At 56.8% G+C, this 17801-nt stretch carries 13 protein-coding genes and 1 pseudogene; 3 read left to right on the top strand and 11 right to left on the bottom strand.

What is annotated here, in order from left to right; translation table 11 throughout:
• Positions 1 to 29: 29 nt before the first annotated feature.
• From DA718_RS01375 to bcsO, 10 genes and pseudogenes are all read right to left on the bottom strand, one after another.
• Positions 30 to 137: a type I toxin-antitoxin system toxin Ldr family protein gene (locus DA718_RS01375; protein ID WP_110276214.1), complete on the bottom strand. Its 108-nt coding sequence runs from the start codon at positions 135 to 137 to the stop codon at positions 30 to 32.
• Between the two features lie 369 nt (positions 138 to 506).
• On the bottom strand, positions 507 to 614 hold the full coding sequence (locus tag DA718_RS01370; RefSeq protein WP_110276214.1) for a type I toxin-antitoxin system toxin Ldr family protein: 108 nt from the start codon (positions 612 to 614) through the stop codon (positions 507 to 509).
• A 370-nt stretch (positions 615 to 984) separates the two neighbouring features.
• Complete coding sequence (locus DA718_RS01360; protein ID WP_110276214.1) at positions 985 to 1092, bottom strand: type I toxin-antitoxin system toxin Ldr family protein; 108 nt, start codon at positions 1090 to 1092, stop codon at positions 985 to 987.
• Positions 1093 to 1358: 266 nt separating this feature from the next.
• On the bottom strand, positions 1359 to 2357 hold the full coding sequence (locus tag DA718_RS01355) for a family 8 glycosyl hydrolase (RefSeq protein WP_112216008.1): 999 nt from the start codon (positions 2355 to 2357) through the stop codon (positions 1359 to 1361).
• An 11-nt stretch (positions 2358 to 2368) separates the two neighbouring features.
• Positions 2369 to 2845 (bottom strand): cellulose biosynthesis protein BcsD, encoded by a 477-nt coding sequence (bcsD, locus tag DA718_RS01350; RefSeq protein ID WP_167492845.1) that lies wholly within the window; start codon positions 2843 to 2845, stop codon positions 2369 to 2371.
• Entirely contained in the window at positions 2845 to 6897 is a 4053-nt protein-coding gene (locus DA718_RS01345) for a cellulose biosynthesis protein BcsC (protein ID WP_112216006.1), read from the bottom strand. Before DA718_RS01345 ends, bcsD begins: the two co-directional genes overlap by 1 nt.
• Positions 6894 to 9302: a cellulose biosynthesis cyclic di-GMP-binding regulatory protein BcsB gene (gene bcsB, locus DA718_RS01340; RefSeq protein WP_112216005.1), complete on the bottom strand. Its 2409-nt coding sequence runs from the start codon at positions 9300 to 9302 to the stop codon at positions 6894 to 6896. The genes DA718_RS01345 and bcsB overlap by 4 nt, the downstream gene beginning before the upstream one ends.
• Positions 9299 to 11410 (bottom strand): UDP-forming cellulose synthase catalytic subunit, encoded by a 2112-nt coding sequence (gene bcsA / locus DA718_RS01335; protein WP_112216004.1) that lies wholly within the window; start codon positions 11408 to 11410, stop codon positions 9299 to 9301. The genes bcsB and bcsA overlap by 4 nt, the downstream gene beginning before the upstream one ends.
• 20 nt (positions 11411 to 11430) lie before the next feature.
• Positions 11431 to 12223, bottom strand: a pseudogene (gene bcsQ / locus DA718_RS01330) (cellulose biosynthesis protein BcsQ).
• 1 nt (position 12224) lies between these two features.
• Complete coding sequence (gene bcsO, locus DA718_RS01325; protein WP_112216002.1) at positions 12225 to 12782, bottom strand: cellulose biosynthesis protein BcsO; 558 nt, start codon at positions 12780 to 12782, stop codon at positions 12225 to 12227.
• A gap of 808 nt (positions 12783 to 13590) precedes the next feature.
• On the opposite strand from bcsO, the gene DA718_RS01320 reads away from it, so the two are divergent.
• On the top strand, positions 13591 to 14502 hold the full coding sequence (locus tag DA718_RS01320; RefSeq protein ID WP_112216001.1) for a LysR substrate-binding domain-containing protein: 912 nt from the start codon (positions 13591 to 13593) through the stop codon (positions 14500 to 14502).
• Here DA718_RS01320 and DA718_RS01315 read toward each other — a convergent pair.
• The gene (locus DA718_RS01315) at positions 14485 to 15270 is read right to left on the bottom strand and encodes an oxamate carbamoyltransferase subunit AllH family protein (protein WP_112216000.1); all 786 of its coding nucleotides are present in this window, start codon (positions 15268 to 15270) and stop codon (positions 14485 to 14487) included. The two genes, DA718_RS01320 and DA718_RS01315, sit on opposite strands and share 18 nt — an antisense overlap.
• A gap of 242 nt (positions 15271 to 15512) precedes the next feature.
• Between DA718_RS01315 and DA718_RS01310 the strand changes: the two genes are divergently transcribed.
• Together DA718_RS01310 and fdrA are read left to right on the top strand one after the other, a co-directional pair.
• Positions 15513 to 16175, top strand: coding sequence for a cysteine hydrolase family protein (locus DA718_RS01310; RefSeq protein WP_112215999.1), 663 nt, complete (start codon positions 15513 to 15515; stop codon positions 16173 to 16175).
• Between the two features lie 73 nt (positions 16176 to 16248).
• Entirely contained in the window at positions 16249 to 17799 is a 1551-nt protein-coding gene (fdrA, locus tag DA718_RS01305; RefSeq protein ID WP_112215998.1) for an acyl-CoA synthetase FdrA, read from the top strand.
• Positions 17800 to 17801: the final 2 nt, after the last annotated feature.

Genomic DNA, 17801 nt, shown 5'->3' with positions numbered 1-17801 from the left:
ATTAAGGCAGGCAGATACCCACAGACCGGTTACTTCCGGTTATCCATCCGGCTCACGATGATGCTGACAAGAATGCCAGCCAGCACCGGAGCCGCCAGATCGTCCCAGAGTACCAGGCCTAACTGAGCGAGCGTCATACAGCCGCCTTTGTTGCAATGGCAACCGTTCGCGGCTATCCTCGAATTGTTGAGAGTCGAGTCTAGCCCCCGATACGTTGCCAGGTTGATACCAAACAACGGCGGGGGTTTTCTCTTTCCAGCAACCAATTCATCTATGCCGCCGGGGTTCAAGCCCCCGCAACATTGCGCCTCACCGGGCGAGCCCGGCTTGCCGGTGATTCTACGGCCCCGAACAGCCCCCCGCATCTCACCATTACGCACCGTGCGAGGCGCCTTCCAGTATCATTTTGGGTTGCTGCAATAAACGAAAAAGGCCGCAGAGTTTCACCCCTGCGGCCCCGTTCGGGCGCATGCTGCCATTAAGGCAGGCAGATACCCACAGACCGGTTACTTCCGGTTATCCATCCGGCTCACGATGATGCTGACAAGAATGCCAGCCAGCACCGGAGCCGCCAGATCGTCCCAGAGTACCAGGCCTAACTGAGCGAGCGTCATACAGCCGCCTTTGTTGCAATGGCAACCGTTCGCGGCTATCCTCAACTTGTCTGGAGTTGAGAGTAGCCCCCGTTATGTTGCCAGGTTGATACCAAACAACGTGCGGGGGTTTTCTCTTTCCAGCAACCCATCTATCGATGCCGCCGGGGTTCAAGCCCCCGCAACATTGCGCCTCACCGGGCGAGCCCGGCTTGCCGGTGATTCTACGGCCCCGAACAGCCCCCCGCATCTCACCATTATGCACCGTGCGAGACGCCTTCCAGTATCATTTTGGGTTGCTGCAATAAACGAAAAAGGCCGCAGAGTTTCACCCCTGCGGCCCCGTTCGGGCGCATGCTGCCATTAAGGCAGGCAGATGCCCACAGGCCGGTTACTTCCGGTTATCCATCCGGCTCACGATGATGCTGACAAGAATGCCAGCCAGCACCGGAGCCGCCAGATCGTCCCAGAGTACCAGGCCTAACTGAGCGAGCGTCATACAGCCGCCTTTGTTGCAATGGCAACCGTTCGCGGCTATCCTCGAATTGTCTAGATGCGAGGTTAGCCCCCGATACGTTGCCAGGTTTTTACCAAACAACGTGCGGGGGTTTTCTCTTTCCAGCAACCCATCTATTGATGCCGCCGGGGTTAAAGCCCCCGCAACATTGCGCCTCACCGGGTAACCCCGGCTTGCCGATGATTCTACTGCCCGGACCTGATGCCAGCACCTCACCTTTATCCATCGTGCGAGGCGCATTCCACAGTTTATTGGCGGTCTTTATTAGCCAGCCACACCAGCAGCTTAAGGCTGGCGGAGTAGTAATCATCCTGAGCGCTAATCTGGGTTTCGGCCTGTTCTTCACCAAGCGTTAAATCGCGCACCGCCAGCAACCCGCCGGTCATAAACCACGGCGCAACTTCATTGGTATTGACGTTGATCCACGCAGGTGTTTGCAGACGCGGATAGCTCCCAAACCAGGTTTTCCACGGCGTCAGCAGGCTGCTTTGCGGGTCATTCCAATAGACATACAGCGGGATGCGAATCGCATCGTAGCTCATCCGCGTCGGCCACTCTTTTGCCGGTTCCATCTTGCCGTCAGCTCTTAAGGCGACCCAGTCGCTGGGAAGCTGCGATTTCCCCCACGCCATTTTCCCCAGCAGCGCCTGGCCATCGGTTTGCAGCTTTCGCCAGGCGGTCAAATGCGTACGCGCGGCGAAGGCCTGCCAGGCCGGAAAGATAAAGTAAGATGGATTAAGATTGAGATGGTCGTTGAGATAAAATCCCTTCGCGCCAGGAAGCATCACCTGACGCCCGGCGAAGGTGACCACCGTGTGTTTGAGTAACGAAGCGGTTATAGCATCAGAGGCCGTGCCGTAGGATCTTTCATGCCATTGCTGCTGCGCGCGCAGCAGCGCCCAGGCAATCATCGTATCGCCATCGGTGGCGTTGTTTTTATCTGCCACCGGGTTGGGTGCCACCGGATTATAGCGCCAGTAAAACAACCCATTGTCTTTGTTACGTAGCGTTTTATCGGTCCATTGCCATAGCGCGTCAAACGCCGGGCGATCGTTATTCGCTACCGCCAGCAGCATAGCAAAACCCTGCCCTTCAGTGTGCGACACATTGCCGTTGCCAGTATCAACAATGCGCCCATCAGGCATCATAAAACGCGATTTGTAGTTTTCCCACGCCGTATCGGCCCACGCGTGGGGAAGCATCATTACCGTCGTCACCACGACCGCAGCTAAAGCACACAAGGACATAAATTCACCCGTTATGGATGGAAGTAAAGAAACTGAACGTCAGAGACCGAAAACAGCCGCTCGCGCTGCAAAACCACGTGCGCACCACCACCCTGCCCCTGTAGCCAGCGGGAATAAAGCCCCTCGAGTATGGCACAAAATGCATTACACCAGCGGACGCGACGCGCTTCATCGCGACTCACTGGCAGTGCCTGATGGCGCAATCGCAGACCATCGTCGCTGACGTCAACGGTGACAAGCCCCCACTGGAAACGGCTCAGTTGCGCATTGATATTGGCCTCCAGTTGCCCGACCGTCTCCGATTCCGGCAACGGATGCTCATCAGCCAACGCCTCCCCCATCTGACGCAGAAAGGGCTGGCTTTCCAGTTCTCCAGCGTTGTTAACCATGCCATCAACCATAATCAGCAGCAGATCGAACCATCCGGCAGGCGTTTGCTGCTGCTGAAACCAGGTCGTCACCAGCGCATTATTATTCTCCGTCATGATCAGTTATCTCCCAGCATGTAGCGGATATAGAGGCCGGCGGTGCTTTCGTTATAATCGCCGAAGGTGTCATAGCCAATCTGGCCGCCGAGCGACATCTGTTTGTTGACTTTGTAATCCGCTCCGGCGCGTAGGGTGTAGCCGATCCCGCTCTTCGACGTCGCTGAATAGTAGGCTTCTTTGGCAAAACCATTGGTCACCGCGGTCTCAAGCGTTTGCTGCCATTCGGAGTTAGTCGGGAAATAAGCGCTCTTATCCTGGCTGTAAGATTGGTAGCCCACCGAGCCGCCAAGTTTCATCGTCCAGTTATCATATTTTTCCGTCAGGCTGACCGGCAGCGACACGCTAACGTAATTCTGCGGGCTGAAGTAGCCCCCTTGCCCATAGGTGAAGTAGCTCAGGTTTTTCGAGTAATCCATGTAGCTCATACTCAACCCGGTTTGCAACTGACGATATTCATCGTGATAAGGCCGCAGGTAAACCCCGGCGTTGGCGTTAATGCTGGTGTTGCTGGCGACGTTTTGACCAAGGTAGCTATAGCCCCCGCCGCCGACGTAAAAACCCGCATCGCCATCGTCATAGCTCAGTTGCAGGGTGCCGCCGTTTTTCGTCACCTGACCCCAGGTTTTGCCTGAGTAGGAATCCTTCAGGCCGACGTAAGAGAGCAGGCTATCGGTCAGTGAACGACGCTCACCGGTGAAAATTAACGACAGATAATTGGTCAACTTCGGCGACCACTTCACGCCGCCCACGACAGTATTAAGATCCTGACCCAGCGGGGTACTGCCGATATCGACACGGTATTGATCGCCGCTCAGCGCCAGCGCCAGTTCCACGCCGTTCGCCTTCTGCGAATCCGTCGAGCCGCTGGCCTGATCGACATTCGGCTTCAGGTTTGAGGAGGCCAGATAGCTGGCAACCTGCCCGGAGTCATAGGTCCCCAGCTTCGCCAGATTCTCCATGCCGCTACTGGTCGTCGCGTTGTAATCCGAGGCATTCAACGTGCCGAGATCGCTCAACGCCTCTGCCCCTGGATTGCTGGCAAAGTAGGTCGTGCGCTCAGTATCGGTCATCGCCGCAATCGCCGCCTGTTCGCTGGTGGCGGTAGAAATCATATTGGAGACCGCATTCGACAGCGGGTTCGCGCCATAGCGCCGCCAGGCGTCACCGGTTGCCGTTCCGGCATTCAACGTAATCGGCGTGACGGTAAAGTCAAAACGCGAATCGCCAAACGGCGAGGAAGACCAGGTCAGCGGCGTTTTCATTTCAGTCAGCTTGCTGGTGCCGGATTCGCCATCGCGGCCGCGAACTTCCATGCCGCCCTGTAGCCAGGTGCCGGTTTTTTCCTGCAGCGTCTCCATCATGCTATCCACCTGGCGCAGCATGCGGGTCTGCGCGGTTTCAACCGGCAGGTCAGGACGCTGGATCCCCGGCAGCGTGCTGCCTTCCCCCGTCGAGACCTGGGAAACCTGCCATGGCATATATTGCCCGTAGGTGGAAGCGCTGCGCGTTGTCGTGGGGGTGCGAGAAACACCGATAAACGGGTTATCCGCCGCCAGCACACCGCCCACGGTGGGCGTTTGCGCGCTATTGCTGCTCTGTTGCCCCAACAACCTGCCGCGCGCGCTGCGCAGGTACGTCATCGCCTGCTGGTGATGCCCCTGCGATTCAGCGACGCGCGCCAACAGCAGCAAACGGTCCGGAGAGTTATCCGGACGCAGTCCGCCCGCCAGCTGTTCCGCCCGATCGTTATCGCCCGCCGACAGCGCGACATCAATCGCTCCGCTGCGCGCATCCTGGGTCGGCGTATCGCGAGTCATCAGGTAGTCATAAACCACCCCGGCCTCTTTGTTCATTTTGCCACTCTGATAGAGACGCGCCATGGCGAACATCAGGTCGGTATTTTGCGGGTCGCTTTGCATCGCACCCATCAGTTTGTCGTACGCCGCCGCGTAATTGCCCTGCTCGCGCAGATGATCCGCTTCGTTAATCACGTAACCGTTGCGAATGCTGGCCAGCTGCGTCGGCGTACTGCTCGCCTGCAGCTGCGGGTTGGTTAGCAGCCTCTGCGCTTCGTTAGTCAGGCCCGCCTGATTAAGCACCGTCACCTGGTCGGCGTAATCCCCGGCATTGCCCGAGATACCGCCGTTAATATTGTTGCGCACCAGCGATACCGCGGTGGTGACATCGCCGCTCTGGGCCAGCAACCGCGCCAGTTTGCCGACATCCGCCGGGGCTTTTGGCGGCGTTGCGGCCATCGCCCTGAGCGTATTGGAGGCTGCAACGGTGTTACCCTGCGCCAGGTAGCTTTGCGCCGTTGCCAGCTGCAGGTTGTAGTTCACCCGCTGATGCAGGTCGCGCATCTGGCTGGTCTGGCTAGCGGGAGGAATTCTTGCCAGCAGAGTTTGCGCCTGCTGCCACCCGCCGTTCTCGCTGGCAAAAAGCGCGGCAGCGTACAGTGAATTACTGCTGGCACCGGGACGATAAGCGGCGGTCATGATCGAGTTTGCCTCGCCGTCGTTGCCAGATTTTTGCAGCAACCGGGCCAGATCGAGACGCATCCACGCGTCATCTGGATAGCGAGAAACACCCTGACGCAGCGTGGCGATTGCGCCCGCCACGTTGCCGCCGCTAGCCTGTTCCTGCGCCTGTCGACGCAGCGAATCCCCCGGCATTCCGGTGACCACTCGCGGCTGCAATTTCTGCTGCAGGCTTTCCGGCAGCGTTCGCAGCATCGCCTGGGCTTCTGCGGTCTTGTTTTGTTCGCGCAGAACGTAGTAGAGATTCTCCCGCGCCGGGCCGTTTTGCGGCTGGTCGTTGACCAGTGCGCGCAGCGTTTGCTCGGCCTGCGGTAAATCTTTGTTGTGGCGCAGAACATCAGCGCGGAACAGCTTGGCCGCCGTGCCCTGCGTCCCGCTCTGCTGCGCCAGCGGCGCGGAGAGCGCCAGCGCCTGGCTGATATTGCCCTGCTTATAGGCCTGCTGTGCCTGGGCGAGCTGGCCATAAAATAGCGCGTCCGCCGCCTGCTGACGCCGGGTCTGCGATGCATCACCGCCAAGGTCCGCGGCCCGACTCAGATACTGAGAGGCCGCCTGAAAATCACCACTGCGCTGGGCGATATAGCCCATCCCGGCCAGTGCGTCCGCATCCTGCGGGTTGGTTTGCAGGACCTGTTCAAACTGCTGCTTCGCCGCCGCGGTATTGCCGCTGTTGAGGTCAGAGTAACCCTGCCCACGCGCCTGACCACTGCGCCGTTCGCGAAAATAGTTTTGTACTTCAGTATCCTGCGGGTGGCGCTGCATCCAGGTGTCGTAAAACTGTTCATCCCCCGCCTGCGGCCCCATCCACAGCAGCGCCTGGCGCAGCCCTGAATCGGCTTCTTTGCTGCCGCTGGCCATCGGCTCCAGCATGGCGATCCCTTCCCGGCGGGTATCTTCACGCCAGGTCAGCGCCTTACCTAACGCCACGCGCGGTCCGTTTTCCTGCGGATGCTGTGCAACGTACTGACGCAGCTCGCTCAGCGCCTGTGGATAGAGCGACTTATCGCTGGCCATCGTCATATAGTATTCCGCTGCCAAACCGGAAGGCGGGACGTTGCCATTAAACATGCTTCGCCAGGTCGCCAGCGCGGCGGGAACATTACCGCTCCGCGCCTGCTGCCTTGCCAGGTTCAGTTGCCCCTGCGGCACCTGCGCCATTTTTTTAGCACTATCCAAATCCTGTATCCCAGGGCTATTGGGTGCCGCTTTCTCCAGCCGCGCGCGCCACTGGGCCGCCGCCTGAAGGTTACCCCCCTGCTGCGCCCACAGCGCCATCAGGTACAGCGCTTGCGCGTTATTAGCATCTACCGACAGGACTTTTTGCAGCGATTCCATCGCCAGCTCGTCGTGGGATTTTTCGTGCCAGTAGTTGGCCTGTGCGAACAGCGCCTGTAGCGCCGCATCGTTGCCTGCCGCCTGCGCTTCGCCAAACGCGCCGAGCGTCAGCGCGCCGGACAGGCACAGCGTGGAAAATTGACGGGCCGCCTTATTATTCATTCTGCTAACTCTTTTCATTGGCTATCCCCCGAACCCAGGCGCTTACGGGCATGACGTTTAAACATCGCAGTCAGCGCCAGTCCCAGAATCGACGTAACAATCAGCCCCAGCACCGCCAGCAGTCCGGAGTGTTGGTTGGCATACCACACCGCCATCATGTACCACGGCATCTGACCGCTGGGGAACGGCGTGCTGACCTGGAAGCTGCGCACACCGTTATCGCTGGTGATCACCGCCGTATCGCCGCGAATACCGGCGTTAATACGCGGCGAATTAAGGTCGTCTTCCAACTTCGATAGCTGATCGTCGTTGCTGGCCATCGCCACCACCACCACCCGCTTCGGGTTCCACGGCGAGCGGTAGCTGATGAACCCGCGCCAGGCGCTACTGGAAGAAAAATAGCGGTCAGCATCCACACCGTCTGAAGCCCAATCGCCGCTCAGCTTGCGCTGGATTTTTGGCCACAATGCCGGTTCGCGCACGCTCAGCAGATTATCAACCGGGTTATAGGGGGAATCGGCCAGCAGACGCTGGTTAAACGCTTTCTGGTCCAGCGAGCTCACCGCCAGTACGTCGCGATCGCGCAGCAACGACGAATTCGCACCGCCTTCAGGAAGGCCAAGCACCACGCGGTTATTGACCAGCGCTTTCCCGGTCGAATTACCCGAACGCGCGGCCAGGTTCAGCATTGTCGCCACCTGGGTTTCCGAAGGCCTCTCCGGGAGCAGCAGAGTGGTTTGCGAGTAGTCCGCCAACCGTGAGAACGGGAATGAGGCACCGACAAAATAGGAAAGATTGGGCAGCAGCGAGAAGTGTCGCGTACTGCTCAAATCAATCCACGAATCATCGGTGATTCGGCTCTTAATATTGCTATTCATCAGCACCGCACAGGGCGCGTTATCCTTCGGCACCAGATTGAAATAGAGCGAAAGCTGGTTATCACCGTAAATCAGATACGGTGCTAACGGGATGGTAAAACGCTCCTGACGTGCATCGCCGCCCAGATGACGCCAGAGTTTCTCCAGCGGCCCCTGCTTGTTCATCGGCAAGTTGTTAAGGAAGGTGTTGTTGAGCGTCACGCTCAGCAGCGATTTATCCTCATTGATCCAGTTTTCCGACGGGAAACGATAGCCAATCTGCAAAGGAATGGTTTCGCCATCCCACAGATAGAGGTCCGGCGCGGCGCGGAAGGCCACGCGCAGCGGCTCGTGCCACACGCCGCTGACGGTCATGCTTTGATCCTGGCGGATCAATTCACTGATTTTTACCGGACGATCGGTTGGGATCCAGCGCGGCGCATCATACGGTTTGCCGACTGGAATGGCCTGCAGCTCCACATTCAAGCTGGGGGTCTGCGGGGCAAAATCGCCGCGAGTCAGCCGCCAGGCCGCCATCCGCAGCGCGGCGTCATTTTGGCCAACAATCAGCAGCAGCTTATAGGCCGGGTTGCCGGGGTTCTCAACGATCTGCAACAACGGTTTATCGGTTTGCGGCAGCGTCAGTCCGCCAACCTGCTCGCCGGGATGACCAATAATAATGCCGTGCTTCTCCGGCAGACGATCGCGCAGTGCGTCGAATGCAATACCGCGATAATCAGCCTGAATACCCAGCCATGACGACACCAGCGCCGCTGCGCTGAAGACGTCCGCCGTCGGTTTTTCCGGGTAAGCGATAGCAATATCCGCCGGGGTCATCTGCATGCTGTCAAAGAACGGGCGCGGGAAGTGGCTTAAATCATTGCTGATATTGAGCTGCTGACTCTCCCAGCTAAAGTGCGAGGTGGGCAAAATTGTTACTCGCGACGTGTCGTGAATATCAAGCCGACACTGCATGGCGTCGCCGTCGTTAATCTTAAAGCTCAGGTTATTGCTCGATACCATCAGCGCAGCCGGAATATCCAGCTGGTAGTGTGAGATATCTTCCCCGTCAGCTCCCAGCGGCAAGGTGCCGAGCGGCTGACCGTTGAGCATTAATTGCAGCGTGGCGTTACGGGTGGCCATCTCCGGCGAGACTTTAATCTCGAGCATCAGTTGGGCATGCGTCACCACCTGATCGGAAGGCAGCGTAAAATCAGCGCCACCCTGGCTTTGTCCGCCGCTGAGGATGATGCCGTCCGGCATTCCCATCTGCACCAGGTTCAGGTTCCCGCCCACAATCGGGGTTAATGGCACCGTATCAGGTACGCTGGGGGTTACCGGAGTCGGCATCGCGGGCAGTGAAGCCGGCTCTGCGGTGCTTTCCGTTGTGGCCGCCGAATTCGATTCATCCGCAGGCGCGGGTTCAGCAACCGGCGCGCTGTCGACCCCCGCGTTAAACAGCGGGAAATTGAGCTGCGGCAACGAGTTCGCAGGTGTTTCTTCACTGTGTAGCGCAGGTGCGGAGAACATTCCGACCAGCAGCGCAAGCGTCGTTAAACGTTTCATAGGTGACCATCCTCCTGCGCGGGCTTCGCAGCAGGCGGCTGGCGACGCTGGCTGCGGCGTGTTTTCCACGTCAGCCAGAACAGTTCAAACACACAACGCAAAATGGTGACGAAAGAGCGGAACGGGTTGTCCTGCGGGCGCGGCGGATTAATCCACGCATCGGCGCGGGCCAGCACCACGCGCACCAGTTCGCGACGGCGCGAAAGCGGAATATTTTCATCGAATTGCAGACGAATAAAGCGATCGTCAGCGGTCACCTGGCGGACGGGAATCGAGATAGCGCCTGACTGGAGAATCAGCTCAATCTCTTCAATCTCATCCTGCTGGTGACGCTTATCCGGCGCGCTAATGCGGCAGCCGCCCATCGACAGGTCGGCGGTGTGGCTACGCGAGACAATGCCGCTGGCATAATGAATAAGCACCGGAATATCGACATCGATACGAATCGTTTTGCGCACCTGGCGGGTTTCGCGCGCCACGGCAATAGCGGCCAGCAGAAAGATCAGGCTGTAAATTCCCCAACCAACGTTGAGCGCAATAACGTTAGGATCTGAACCAAAATAATCGTGGCCGACAGCGCGGACGATGCCGACCACCACGCCCAGGCCCAGCAGGCAGGCAACGACCAGATGCGGCCTGACGACGGTAAAGTCGAAGTAGCCAACGTCCAGCAGGCCGCCTTTATCGGTAACGTTAAACTTCCCGCGTTTGGGGAAAATCATCGTCACCAGCGTCGGCAGCACCAGGTGGAATGCCAACACGATATCGTAAATTTCGCCCCAGAAGCTGTAGCGATAGCGGCCGTTCATCCGCGATCCCACGTAAATCGCCAGGAACAGATGCGGCAACGCGTAGGAGACAATCAGGCTCGCCGAGGAGTAGATAATATTCAGGTTAAACAGCAGGTAAGCCAGCGGCGCGGTGACAAACACCACGCGCGGCAGGGCAAACTGATAGTAAAGCATGGCGCTGAGGTAGCACAGACGCTGCTGGAACGTCAGCCCACGCCCCAGTAACGGGTTATCGAGACGGAAAATTTGCGTCATCCCGCGCGCCCAGCGGGTACGCTGAATCACGTGCACCACCAGACGTTCAGTGGCTAAACCGGCCGCCAGTGGAATATCAAGGAACGCCGATTTCCAGCCCAGACGCTGGAACTTCAGTGCGGTATGGGCGTCTTCGGTGACGGTTTCTACCGCAAAGCCGCCAATCTGCTCCAGCGCGGCGCGACGAATCACGGCGCAGGAGCCGCAGAAGAAGGTCGCGTTCCAGTTATCGTTACCCTGCTGAATTGGGCCATAGAACAGCATCCCTTCGTTGGGGATGTTGCGGCCCACGGAGAGGTTGCGCTCGAACGGGTCTGGCGAATAGAAGTAGTGCGGGGTCTGCACCAGCGCCAGCATCGGATCATTGAGGAACCCGCCGACCGTCGCCTGTAAGAAGACGCGGGTCGCCACGTGGTCACAGTCAAAGACGCAGATTAGCTCGCCGTTGGTCAGGGTCATCGCGTGGTTGAGATTACCCGCCTTGGCGTGTTTGTTATCGTTACGGGTGATATACCCCACCCCGACGTCGGCGGCGAATACCGCAAACTCATTGCGCTTACCATCATCCAGTAAATAGATTTTTAATTTATCTTTTGGATAATCAATGCACTGCGCGGCCAGCACGGTATCACGAACCACATCAAGCGGTTCGTTATAGCTCGGAATATAGATATCTACCGTCGGCCAGGTGCTCATGTCATCCGGCAGCGGAACGATTTCGCGCTTCAGCGGCCACACCGTTTGCAGGTAGTTCAGCAGCAGCATCACCCAGATATAGACTTCCGCCAGGAACAGTCCCATCCCCAGAATCGCCTCGATTGTGGAGTTAAAATGCAGGGTCTGCGTCAGGCGGAAATACATATAACGGGTCGACATCAGCAGCGATGTCACGACCATAATGACCGAAATGCTGCGGTTTTTACTAAAACCCATGACGAAGAGAATGCCGATGCTCAGCAAGCCAAAAATATACTGCTTTTGGCTGTCCATCGGCGTGATCACCACCAGCACGGCAATAGGCGAGAGCACCAGTACCAGCAACCAGAAAAGAGATTTTTTCATTCAGCGGCCCTGCAATTAAATTAATGCCCTGACATGCGAGGCTGGCTGTGTACCGTGCCATCGCCAATATTGATACCCAACTGCGCAGAGATTTTTTTGGCTATGATTTCAATATCAAAGGCGGCTGCGGAGGATGAACTAAAGTCAAGAATCGACTTCTGAGAAGCATTCGCCTCTACCACGCTTTCATCACGATGAATGACGCCCAGCAGGCGGTCACCCAGTTTTTCTTCCATCAACGCGGTGACATCGCGACTCACCTGACGGCGATTATCGCTCTGGTTAATCACAAAATAGTGTCCGTGTTTATGGTTAAGCGCCCCCCCGGTTAAACGCTGCTTTTCGACCTGCGACAGGGTCGACATCGAGGCAGTATCCGCCAGCAACGGCACCAGATGCAGGTCAGCAAGCGCCGTCAGTGCCGTCAGCGCGGGTGAAGGCCCCGGCGGCAGGTCGGCAATAGTAATCAACCCCGGATAATTGAGTAATGCCGCCAGGCCGCGGGTCAAAAAATGCTCGTCATGGGCCAGGCGCTCATCAAAAGCCTGGCGCTGCGCTTCACTCACGTCGCCATAGGGCAGGACGAAAATATTGCTACCAGCGCTGAGCACGCACTGGCTCCAGTCATGCAGCTCCAGCGCTTTCGCGACAAAGCCGCGCTCATCGCTAAGAGGCACGCCAAAATGCAGGCGCAGGGCGTTCTGCACATCAAAATCGAGGGCCAGAACTTTACTGCCCGCGCGGGCCAGCGCCCAGGCCAGGTTTGCCGCGAGGGTCGTTTTTCCTACGCCGCCTTTCGGGGAACACACGCAGATCAGCGGCATGTCGCAATCCTTTCTAAGAGTGATTTCAGGGGCTGGTTTTTATCTTTCGCTACCGGTTCCGGCTCCACGGTTTTCGTCGCGAAGAGATGGGCGTAGCTTTCCGCCGTCGGCACGATGGCCTGACGAGGTTTGATTGCAGGTGCGGGGACGCTGGCAGGTACCGGTTGGGGAATCTCAACCTGAGGAACAGGGATCGGCGGCACGACGTTTTCCGGCACAATGAACTCCACGGCGACCGGTACGGTTTTTTCAGTCGCGGCAATGGGTTGTACTGCTACAGGTTCAAGTATCACCGCCGGAGCAACCGGCGGTGTCGGAGGTACGGCCTCGACCCTGCGGAACATATCAACAGGTACCAGCTGTGGCACGGGTAATGAAACCGATCCACCCATAGCGATAGAGGATTCTTCCGCTACGGGAATAAGTTGATTGAGAATAACCCAATCCCCTTTTTCACTGGCGGCAGCTTCTGATGAGAGGTCCTTGAATTTTAGACTGTGTGTCCGCGTCTTTTCCTTGAAGCGCTGCAAATCATCATAATGGTTCATAGATAACCTCATGATTTTAAATACATCATATTTAATCTGTTTTAATTGTCATTCTACGCTGCTAAAGCATAGTTTAATTTGTTGTTTTTTGAACATTTAACCAGCGCTATGTCTGTCACAACACGGTTACTTTAGTACAGCTTTAATAATTTTGAATAAGCCAGGTTGGTATAATTCCATAGTGGTAGTGCGGCTACACTATCAGTTTCTTTTCAAAATGATAGCCCCATTTTTTGGGCGGCAGCGCCGTCAAAACCCACGTAACCCGCCGGGTCATTCACCTAGAGTAGTTTTTTATACTGTTTAAATTTTAAAACCTGGCGTAATACACGCCTGTAGAATACTAACGAGAATACATTTTAATATTTTTTAATCCATTTAGAAATCACTTAACAGAATTAATGAAAATAATAAATAAAGCTCAGACTTAAAATAAATAGATCAGGATGTTATCTGAAAACCAGGAATATAATGAGTTGACCGAACAACAAAGAACAGCATCAGAAATCATTGCTGCCCCCCTTTTAGACCATCTGAAGGCTTGAAAAGCGTAAAATAAAATATATTCATATAGTTAGCTTAGTTGATAGACATAGTGATTTAAGATCCTCTATATTCGATAAATGTTCGTTTTATGTTCCCGATCGTGAAGGGGTTTTTCAGTCTATACACAAAATCATTCGAGATGCATCGAGGCGGCAAGGGTAGAAATCCCCAGGAGCATAGATAACTATGTGACTGGGGTTTCTGAGTGCAGCCAACAAAGAGGCAGCTTGAAGGATGACGGGTATATCGGTAGGAAGAGGGTATGTTGATAAGCGTCCAGGCATTGAACGTCATCGTCACCATCGCGCGCTGTGGCAACTTTAGCGCTGCCGCCGAAGAGCTGCATAAGGTGCCCACGGCTCTCAGCTATACGGTGCATAAACTGGAAAACGAGCTGGGCGCCAAACTGTTTGAGCGCCAGGGCAAACAGCTGATCCTGACGGAAGCGGGCCGTTATTTTATCAAAAAAGGGCAGTTGATCCTGAGCGAACTGGGAGAGTTGCAGCACACCACTCGTCGTATTGCCAGTGGCACCGAAACGAGCTTAAGACTCTCGCTCAATAACATTATTAGCCTGCAACCTCTTTACGCGCTGTTGAAGCAAAGTGAGCACCACTTCCCGCAAACGGAAATTCAGTTGAGTATTGATGTGCATGATGGCGTCTGGGACGCGCTGCTGGAAAAGCGTGCGGATATCGCTATCGGCGCGCCTAACCAGGTGGTACGCCACGGTGAAGTCCTTTGTGCAGAAATGCCCGCTGTTGAGTGGTTGTTCGCTATTGCGCCCGACCATCCACTGGCGGCGGTTCACCGCCCGCTACAGGCAGAAGATCTGCGCCGCTACCCGGCAATCTGTATCCAGGATACTTCCGTGCAGCTCGAGCCACAGGTTGCCTGGCAACTGCGCGGCCAAAAAGCGCTGCTCGCTCCCGATTACCACAGCAAAATTACGATGCATCTCCACGGTCTGGGCATTGGCTTCCTTCCCCGCCATTTTTGCCAGCGCTACATTGACGACGGCAGACTCGTTAGCGTGCCGGTGAACGTCAGTAAACCGCCGACGCCACTTTTTCTGGCCTGGCAAAACGAGCCGCCTCGCCCTTGCTGCCACTGGTGGCTGACGCAGTTGCAGCGGGCGGATGTCATCGAAGGATTTTTAACCGATCTCAGTTGACCGGGTTGATAAAACGCTGACCCCCGCCGCCATCCCGGCCAGCATATCCAGACCAGACGTATGACCATATCCAGCAACCGCAGGAAAATTAACCGCAGGGGTCGCCATCAGCGCTAACAAATGCTGGCTATAGCGCCCCTGACACGCATGTCCCAGCATTTCCCGGCTGATATCCGTGGTAGCTGACAACAGTGGGGGAATGGCCTGGCGCAGCGAGGACAGCCGGGGATGCAGCCAGTTCTCCATGACCAGCAATACGCCCACCAGGAAATCATCGCCTGAGGGCGTTAGCCCCTCCCCGCGCCCAATCAGAAAACGCAGCAGGGGAACCACATCGCCTTCACCATTCATCAGCCAGCGGGTAAAGCGTTGATAGACATCAGCCAGCGCGGGCTCTTGCTGCAAGGCCAGCCGAATACCATTGCAGGGTTGCCCTGCGAGGAAAATAGATAATGCGCTGGCGAAACGCCGTAAATTCGCGGCGTTCCCGGCAGAAATAAGCTGCGTAGAGACGGGACTCGAACCGAGCATCGACACATCGCCCCCGCAGGGTAAACAGGCCACGCTCATCCCGGCGGTAAAACGATGTCGCAAATCGTCGACGTCGACAATGATACCGTTGGGGGCCAGCGGCATTTCCCGGGTTTGCACAACCCAGAGCTCACCGTTCGGCATGAGCAGATTACAGGCGTGGGTGAAGACCGAGTGCACGCGCCCCGCTTGTCCAGAAGTCAGCCTGGCGCAATGTTTTAGTGCATTCAAAGCCATACGTTAACCTTATTTCCCGAGGAGGGTCACACTTTTGCACATCCATTTTCGCCCCCTTGACCGACCGGCTGATATCCCCTGTTCGCCGTAATCCCCACGGCATCAGGACCCCAGCCATTTTGCCTTGCCGATATGGATTTATCCCTCATATTTTTTGAGGGATAAGCAGAAAACCTTTCTGCGCAGCCATCGCGTTCTGTCCATACACTGCGAGTGTAGTCATAGCTAACAAGGGATCGTTTATGCGTACTATTCAAGCTCAACCTTTTGATTTCACGTTTGATCCTGCCAGCACTGCGCTGGTCATCATCGATATGCAGCGCGACTTTGTCGAACCCGCTGGTTTTGGCGAGGTGCTGGGTAATGACGTCTCGCATCTGCGCCGGACTATCGCGCCATGCCGTCAACTGCTGGAACAAGCCCGAGCCTCAGGGTTATTTATTATTCACACCCGCGAAGGTCATCGCGTGGATATGGCGGACTGTCCCCCGGCGAAAAAAACACGCGGCGGGAAAACATTTATCGGCGAATCCGGTCCGATGGGACGCATCTTAATTCGCGGCGAACAAGGGCACGACATCATCCCTGAACTCGCGCCACTCACCGGTGAACCGATTATCGATAAACCCGGCAAGGGCGCTTTTTACGCCACCGACCTGGGGCTGATTCTGCAAACTCGCGGCATTAAATCGCTGATCATCTGCGGCGTGACCACGGAAGTGTGCGTGCAAACCACGGCCAGAGAAGCCAACGATAGAGGTTACGAGCTGGTCATCCCGGAAGACTGCTGCGCCTCCTACTTTCCAGAATTCCACCGCGCCGCGCTCGACATGATGAAAGCCCAGGGGGCCATCGTCGGCTGGGTCAGCGATTCAGCCAGCATTATCGGCGCGCTGCAAAACTAATTTTTCGACAACTGGTAATAACCCCATTCCGCCACATCTGTGGCGGTGGCCTCTTATTGCCCGAGGACAGGAAATGACTCTGCATTACCAATGCTTCCCTAACCTGTATAAAGACTCCGTTTCACTGATGCAGGTTTCCGCAAAACTCAATGCATTAGAGGGCGTTGAGCAAGCTTCTGTCGCCATGGCGACGGCGGCCAATATCGAACGCATGCGCGATGCGGGAATGCCCATTACGCTTGAAGCCCGACCTAACGATCTGCTTATTGCCCTGCTGGCCGATGACGAAACGGCAAAACAGGCGCTGACGCTGGCGGGTGAATTACTGAGCCCTCCAGCCACAACGGAAAACACCGAAGGTACAACCCGACGCCCGGCCACCAGCATCGCCGCAGGTGTAGGAGCGTCCGCGCAGGCTAATCTGGCGCTGATTTCGGTTCCCGGCAGCTACGCCGCCGCCGAGGCGCTTAAAGCCCTGAGCGCCGGGCTGCACGTGATGCTCTTTAGCGACAACGTCCCGGAATGTCAGGAAGCGGCAATTAAACAGTACGCCCGCGAGCGTGACCTGCTGGTGATGGGGCCGGACTGCGGTACCGCCATCATCAACGGCATGCCGTTGGGTTTTGCCAACGTGGTTCGCCGTGGTGCGATTGGCCTGGTCGCCGCTTCCGGCACCGGTTTGCAGGAAGTAAGCTGCCGCATTCACCACCTCGGCGAAGGTGTTTCGCAAGCCATCGGTACCGGCGGCCGCGATCTACATGAAGAGATCGGCGGTCTGAGCATGCTGCAAGGGATCGCCATGCTGGCGGACGATCCCGAAACGCAGCTTATTGCACTGATCTCCAAACCCCCGTCACCCGCCATCATGGAAAAAGTGCTGGAATCCGCCCGTCAGTGTGGCAAACCGGTTGTAGCCCATTTCCTCGGGACAAGCGACGCGACGCTGCTGACGTATGGCATCATCCCAGCCCACAGCCTGCAGCATGCCGCGGATATCGCGGTCGCCACGCTGCGGGGAGAAACGGCCGCCGCCAGCCATTCCTTACCTGAAGCTTTACGGCAGCAAGCGGTGCAATCGATTCGCGAGATGACCGCGGAGCAAACCGATATTCGCGGCGTTTTCGCAGGCGGGACTTTCTGCTACGAAGCCCAGCTCGCGCTCCAGGCGGCAGGGCTATCCTGTGAATCCAATGCCCCGGTAACGGGCGCACGGGCGCTGCAGGATAAACATCATGGCCACGGCCACAGTCTGGTGGATATGGGCGATGATGAATTCACCCAGGGACGCCCGCATCCAATGATTGACCCGGAGCTACGTAACGCGCGTCTGCTCTCAGAAGCGCTGGACCCGCGCACCGCCGTCCTGCTATTCGACATCGTGCTGGGCTATGGCGCCAGCATCGCGCCGTGCAGCGCCCTGCTACCCATTATCGAAGAAATTCAGCGCATTGAAGCCACTGAACAGCGCCATATTGTCTTGCTTGCTCATGTCTGCGGCACGGATACCGATCCACAGGACAGAGCGCAGCAGATAACGCTGCTGCAAAGCGCTGGCGTCCTGGTGGCTGACAGCAATATCGAGGCCGCTCGCCTGGCGGCATTTATCGCGCAACAACGGAAATAAAC

The sequence above is a fragment of the Klebsiella huaxiensis genome (assembly GCF_003261575.2).
Classification (GTDB): domain Bacteria; phylum Pseudomonadota; class Gammaproteobacteria; order Enterobacterales; family Enterobacteriaceae; genus Klebsiella; species Klebsiella huaxiensis.
The sequence above is the reverse complement of the archived record's forward strand: the minus strand, read 5'-3'. Positions and strand labels throughout refer to the sequence as shown.